This is a genomic window from Quisquiliibacterium sp. (assembly GCF_982640115.1).
The window spans coordinates 1-4,370 of sequence record NZ_CEXFHW010000249.1 but is presented as its reverse complement, the minus strand read 5'-3'; the positions used below and the strand labels follow the sequence as shown (position 1 = coordinate 4,370).

General features: G+C 70.7%; 5 protein-coding genes. All 5 read left to right on the top strand.

The genetic code is table 11. The features are described 5' to 3' along the window. Positions 1-840, top strand: an 840-nt coding sequence (gene yghU, locus AC2H6A_RS18210; RefSeq protein ID WP_484275136.1) for a glutathione-dependent disulfide-bond oxidoreductase, incomplete at its 5' end; no start/stop codon positions are given. Positions 841-859: 19 nt separating this feature from the next. Continuing rightward, positions 860-1,831 carry an NAD(+)/NADH kinase gene (locus AC2H6A_RS18205; RefSeq protein WP_484275135.1) on the top strand — a complete coding sequence of 324 codons (972 nt, stop codon included), beginning with the start codon at positions 860-862 and terminating at the stop codon, positions 1,829-1,831. A 64-nt stretch (positions 1,832-1,895) separates the two neighbouring features. Then, a complete protein-coding gene (locus tag AC2H6A_RS18200) occupies positions 1,896-2,846 on the top strand; it encodes an SDR family NAD(P)-dependent oxidoreductase (protein WP_484275134.1) in 951 nt (316 codons plus the stop codon). A 240-nt stretch (positions 2,847-3,086) separates the two neighbouring features. Further along, on the top strand, positions 3,087-3,869 hold the full coding sequence (locus AC2H6A_RS18195; protein ID WP_484275133.1) for an SDR family oxidoreductase: 783 nt from the start codon (positions 3,087-3,089) through the stop codon (positions 3,867-3,869). 91 nt (positions 3,870-3,960) lie between these two features. Continuing rightward, the coding region (locus tag AC2H6A_RS18190) for a RidA family protein (protein WP_484275132.1) at positions 3,961-4,370 on the top strand (410 nt) is incomplete at its 3' end.

The window sequence follows — 4,370 nt, the reverse complement described above, 5'->3', positions numbered from 1 at the left end:
GTCTGGACCTGGAACAAGGCCAGCGGCGGGCGCTTTGCCAACATCAACCGGCCGATCGCCGGGCCCACGCATGACCATGAACTGCCAGTGGGTCGGCATCCCTTCCAGCTCTACTCGCTGGGCACGCCCAACGGCGTGAAGGTCACGGTGATGTTCGAGGAGCTCCTGGCCGCTGGCCACACCGGCGCCGAGTACGACGCCTGGCTCATCCGCATCAATGAGGGCCAGCAATTCGGCAGCGGCTTTGTGGCCGCCAACCCCAACTCCAAGATCCCGGCGCTGGTCGATCGCAGCGGGCCCAAGCCCATCCGCGTGTTCGAGTCGGGCGCCATCCTCATGCACCTGGCCGAGAAGTTCGGCGCCTTCCTGCCGGCGCAGGGCGAGGCCCGTGCCGCCTGCCTGTCGTGGCTGTTCTGGCAGATGGGCAGCGCGCCCTACCTCGGCGGCGGCTTCGGTCACTTCTACGCGTACGCGCCCACCAAGATCGAGTACGCCATCGACCGCTTCGCGATGGAGACCAAGCGCCAGCTCGATGTGCTCGACCGCCACCTCGCCGAGAACGCCTACATGGCGGGCGACGACTACACCATCGCCGACATCGCCATCTGGCCCTGGTACGGCGCGCTCGCCAAGGGTCTGCTCTACGGCGCCGGCGAGTTCCTGCAGGTGGACGAGTACCGGCATGTGCAGCGCTGGACCGACGCTGTCGCGCAACGCCCCGCGGTCAAGCGCGGGCGCATGGTCAACCGGGTGATGGGCGATCCGGCCAGTCAGCTGCACGAGCGGCACGACGCCAGCGACTTCGACACCCGCACCCAGGACAAGCTCGCGCAGGGCTGAGCCCGGCGCGCTGCCCGCCATGCCCGGTCGGGCCGCGATCATCGCCAATCCCATGTCGGGCCGCGATGTCCGGCGGCTGGCCGCGCGCGCCAGCACCACCACCCATGAGCTCAAGCGCGACCTGGTCGCGCGCATCGCCACCGGGCTCGATGCGATGGGCGTGGACGAGATCCTGGTGCTCAAGGAGCCCTACCGCATCTCGGAAGGGGCACTGGAACGGTTGCCGATGCGCGCACGGGTGCGGGTGCTCGATGTCGGCCTCACCCATGGCCCGGCCGATACCCTGGCCGCGGTGCGCGCCGCGCGCGAGGCCGGCTGCACGGCCATGGTCTCGCTGGGCGGTGACGGCACCAACCGCCTGATTGCCAGCGCCTGGCCCGATGTGCCGCTGGTGCCGCTGTCCACCGGCACCAACAATGTGTTCCCGGTGATGGTCGAGGCCACCAGCGCGGGTCTGGCGGCGGGCCTGGTGGCCAGCGGCCGCCTTGCGCCGCAGGAGGCGGGCGCGCGCTGCAAGCTGGTCCATGTGAGCGCCGATCACTGGCAGGACCTCGGCGTGATCGATGCGGTGCTGCTGCGCGATGACCATCCCGGCAATCTGCTGCCCTTCGATCCGGCGCGGCTGGCAGCGCTGGTGCTTACCCGCGCCGAGCCCGCGTCGGTAGGCATGTCGCCGATCGGCGGCTTCCTGCAACCGGTGGGTTTTGCCGATGATCTTGGTCTTGCGGTGGAACTCGGCTCGGGCCGGGCGCTGCGCGCGCCAATCTCGCCCGGCCTCTTCGGCGAGGTGCGGGTGAGCCGCTGGCAGGCGCTGGCGCTGGGCGAGCCGGTGGTCTTCACCGGGCCGGGCGTGGTGGCCTTCGATGGCGACCGGCTGCGCGAACTTGCCGCGGGCGAGCAGGCCACCGTGTGCGTGCGCCGCGACGGCCCGCTTGTCATCGATGTGGCAACCAGCCTGCGCCTGGCCGCGCAGCGCGGCCTGCTGGGCTGAGCCGGCCTCGCACTGCCGGGCGCCGCTGCGCGACCGCCTTCAGACCCCCAATCGGAGAACTCCCATGCACCTGGAAGGAAGATCGGCCATCGTCACCGGCGCCGGCCGCGGCATCGGCCGCGAGGTGGCCCTGCTGCTCGCGCGCGAGGGCGCGCGCGTGGTGGTCAACGACACCGGCGTGGGACGCAGCGGCGAGCCCACCGACGAGCGCCCGGCCGACGAGGTGGTGGCGCAGATCCGCGCGGCTGGCGGCACCGCGGCGGCCAACCACGACAGCGTGGCCGACTACCAGAAGGCCGGCCGCATGGTCGCCCAGTGCGTCGAGAGCTTCGGCGGCATCGACATCCTGGTGAATGTGGCCGGCATGCTGCGCGAGCGGATGATCTGGAACATGACCGAGGACGACTTCGACGCGGTCATCAGCGTGCACCTGAAGGGCCACTGGGCGATGTCGCATCACGCCATCAAGTACATGCGGCGCGAGGGCTACGGGCGCATCGTCAACTTCTCGTCGGATGCCTTCAAGGGCTCGCTCGGCCAGTGCAACTACAGTGCGGCCAAGGCCGGCATCATCGGCCTCACGCGCTCCATCGCGAAGGAGACCGCGCGCTTCGGCATCACCTGCAACGCGCTGTGCCCGGCGGCCGACACCCGCATGATGATGACCGAGGCCGTGATCGCCAACCAGAAGCGCAAGCTCGAGTCCGGCCTCATCACCCAGGAGCAGTACGACCGCTTCTTCGTCGGCCGCGGCCCCGAGCACATCGCGCCGCTGGTGGGCTATCTGTGCACCGAGGGCGCGCACGCCATCAACGGCCATGTGTTCCATGTGGAGAAGGGCCGCATCCACACCTACTGGTACGGCGAAGCGTTCAAGACCCTCGGCAATGACGGCTCGCTCTTCACCGTGGCGCAGCTCGCCGAGCAGCTGCCGGCAGCGGTGCTCGAGGGTCTCACCCCGGTGGTGCCGGCCGTGGCGCCGGCCGAGGTGGTGAGGGCGGGGGAGGGGCGGTAGGGCTCCCGGCCTAGGCGCGCTCGTGCGGAGGGCGTGTCCCTCAATGCCCTGGTGCTGACCTTCATCGCTCAGGGGCTCGGTGACGCTCAGAGCGTCCGGCCAATCCCGCGGTTGCCGGAACCCCGCTCCGCGGCGCGCCCGCTTGGGTCCGGCGTGCGCCGATAGAATCGGGCATCGCGCCCGCCGCGGGCGGCCCGGTCACCCATTCAAACCACAGCCCCAGGGGCAGAGGAGCCACACATGATCATCGATTCAAGCACCAGCGTCGTCGTCACCGGCGGCGCCTCGGGTCTGGGCCGCGCCGCGGCCATGGCGCTGGCAGCGGCCGGCGCCAAGGTGGCCATCTTCGATGTCAACGAGGCCAAGGGCGAAGAGGTGGCCAAGGCGGTGGGTGGCGTGTTCTGCCGCGTGGACATCAACGACGAGGACAGCGTGGTGGCCGGCTATGCCAAGGCGCGCGCGGCCATCGGCCAGGAGCGCGTGCTCATTCACTGCGCCATGACCTCGCGCCGCGGCAAGACCCTCGCCTTCGACAAGGCCGCAGGCAAGCTCAAGCGCCTGTCCACCGCCGACTATGAAGCCGGCGTGCAGGGCACGCTGGTGGCCAGCTACCGGCTTGCCTCGCATGCCGCCGAAGGCATGGCCACGCTGCCCCCGCTGGAAGACGGCGAGCGCGGCTGCATCGTGCTCACCGCCTCGGTGGCCGCGCAGGATGGCCAGATCGGCCAGGTGATCTATGGCTCGGCCAAGGCCGGCGTCAACGGCCTGGTGCTGCCCATGGCCCGAGACCTCTCCGATCTGGGCATCCGCGTCAACTCGATCATGCCCGGCATCTTCGCCACGCCGCTCATGCTCGGCGCCGCGCAGAATGTGCTCGACAGCCTCAGCGCCTCGGTGCCCTTCCCCAAGCGGCTGGGCAAGCCCGAGGAGTTCGGCAGCCTGGCGCTGGAGCTCGCGCGCAACTCCTACTTCAATGGCCAGTGCATCCGGCTCGACGGCGCCATCCGCATGGCGCCGCGCTGAGCCTGCGCCGCACCGCACCGCATCGCATCGCATCAGCTGATCGCAGGGCGGGCCCTTCCGGGCCGGCTCTGCCACCCACCCGGAGCCGAGCATGAGCGACATCGCCTATCAGACCGTTCTGCCCGAGGGCTGGCCGCGCCCGCGCGGCTTCTCCCATGCGGTGGTGGCGCGCGGCGCCACCCAGGTGCGCATCGCCGGTCAGGTGGGCGTGCTGCCGGGTGAGCGCGGCGTGGCCGCCGATGCCGACATGGGCACCCAGTGGGCGCGCGCCCTGGCCAATCTGGTGACGGTGCTGCGTGCGGCCGGCGGTCGCCCCGAGCACCTGATCATGCTGCGCGCCTATGTCACCGACATCGGCGCCTTCAACCGCGCCGGCGCAGCGGTGGGCAAGGCCTGGGGCGAGACCCTGGGCAAGCACTTCCCGGCCATGACCCTGGTGCAGGTCTCGGGCCTGATCGATCCGGCCGCGCAGGTGGAGATCGAGGGCGAGGCGCTGCTGCC

Coding starts and splice junctions, on each gene's coding strand:
- AC2H6A_RS18205 (WP_484275135.1), top strand. CDS start 860: ATGCCCGGTCGGGCCGCGATCATCGCCAATCCCATGTCGGGCCGCGAT.
- AC2H6A_RS18200 (WP_484275134.1), top strand. CDS start 1,896: ATGCACCTGGAAGGAAGATCGGCCATCGTCACCGGCGCCGGCCGCGGC.
- AC2H6A_RS18195 (WP_484275133.1), top strand. CDS start 3,087: ATGATCATCGATTCAAGCACCAGCGTCGTCGTCACCGGCGGCGCCTCG.